Genomic DNA, 1,992 nt, shown 5'->3' with positions numbered 1-1,992 from the left:
CCGTACAACACCCGCACCACCGTGCCCGGACACGCCTCCACCACCCTGCGCACCGCCACCGGCGACACCACATCACCACCCGTCAACACCTCACGCAGCTGGGTGAGGCAGGTCGGGGCCTCCTCGGCTATGACGCGGAAGAGTCCCGCCGTGAGAACCACGCCCGTGATGTCGTGAACCTTGATCAGCTGTTCCAGGGACAGAGCGTCCAGGTTTCCCGGAGGCGCGACGACGATGGTCGCGCCGGCGAGAAGAGGGCCCCAGAGCTCGAACGTGGAGGCATCGAAGGCGTACGGCGAGTGGAAGAGGACTCGCTCGTGGTTGTCCGTCTCCCAGCAGCGGTCGAGCACGAGGTCCGCCACGCCGCGGTGGGTGGCGGCCACGCCCTTGGGTTCACCGGTCGACCCGGACGTGTACATCACATAGGCGAGTCCGTCCGCACCTGCAGCACCGGCCGGCTTCACCGGTCCCGGCGCGGAAGCCGCCTTGAGGATTTCATCGACGCAGATGATCTCGGCCGTCCCTGCGAACTCGGCGGCTTCAGCCGGGCGGTCCGTCACCAGCAGTTCAGCGGCGCAGTCTGCCATGACCAGTCGACGTCGGCTCGGCGGGTGACCCTCGTGCAGCGGTACGTAGTGGGCTCCGGTCTTCAGTACGGCCAGCAGCGCGGTCACCAGGTCAGCGGACCGCTCCATCCACAGGCCGACCGCTCGCTCGGGTCCGGCGCCCTTGGCGGCAAGATGGCGCGCCAGTCGGTCCGCGCGCTCGTTCAGTTGCGCATAGGTGAGCTCAAGCTCGTCGCTCACCACCGCTGACGCGTCGGGGGTCCGTGCGACGTGCGACTCGAACAGCTGGGTGAGTGTCGCCCCCGGCCTTTCGCGCGCGGTGTCGTTCCAGACCCGCAGGACCCTTTCGCGTTCGGCCGTCCCGAGGACGTTCACCTGACGGACGGGGGCGTCGGGGGATGCGGCGACGGCGTCGAGGAGCTGGATCAGTCGTCGGGCGAGATGTTCGACGGTAGCCCTGTCGAACAGGTCGGTGCGGTAGTCCAGGCGCCCTTCGAGCCCTGCGGGCGTGCTGTCGTCGTGGGTCTCGCCCAGGCCGACGGAGAGATCGAACTTCGCAACCGTCCCCTCCACCGGCTCCGGCCGTACTGCCAGGTCGGGCAGTACGAGTCCGGACTCGGTCGTCGATCCGGCCGCGGCACTGCGGAAGGTGGAGAGGAGCGGTGCATGGTGCTGCACGGTCAGCATGACTTGGAAGAGGGGGTGGCGGGCCATGGAGCGTGCCGGGTTGAGGATCTCCACGAGCCGCTCGAACGGCACGTCCTGGTGGGCGTACGCCGCCAGGTCGGCCTCCCGGACCCGCTCCACCACCTCCCGGAACGTCGGATCGCCAGAGACATCGGTCCGCAGGACCAGCGTGTTCACGAAGAACCCGACGAGGTCGTCGAGGGCGTCGTCGGTACGGCCCGCGACCGGTGTCCCTATCGGAATGTCCTCCCCGGCGCCCATCTTCGACAACAGGACCGCCAGCGCCGCCTGTACGGTCATGAACATGCTGGCCCCGCAGGAGCGCGACAGCTCCACCAGACGGGCGTGCGTTTCGGCCGAGACCCGTACGCCGACCGATGCACCCTCATGGGAGGCCACGACGGGACGCGGGTGATCGACCGGGAGCTCCAGCTGCTCCGGAAGATCGGCCAGGGCCTGTTTCCAGTAGCCCTCCTGGGCGGCGATCACGCTGTCCGGGTCGTCCTCGTCACCGAGGATCTCGCGCTGCCACAGGCTGTAGTCGGCGTACTGCACCGGGAGTTCGTCCCACACCGGGGCTTCGCCCTGACAGCGAGTCGCATACGCGACGGACAGGTCCCTGACCAGGGGGCCCATCGACCACGCGTCGGCCGCTATGTGATGGACCACCATGACCAGAACGTATTCGCCGGGGGTGTCGGTGACGTCCAGCACCCTGACCCGCCACGGCAGGTCCCGT

1 protein-coding gene is annotated in these 1,992 nt (G+C 68.6%); it reads right to left on the bottom strand.

The window, feature by feature from the left end; translation table 11 throughout:
• A partial coding sequence (locus ACZ3KP_RS40935; RefSeq protein WP_467506223.1) for a non-ribosomal peptide synthetase occupies positions 1–1,992 on the bottom strand: 1,992 nt, incomplete at both ends.

This window comes from Streptomyces sp. NPDC020958 (assembly GCF_055562175.1).
This window is presented reverse-complemented; position numbering and strand designations above follow the sequence as displayed.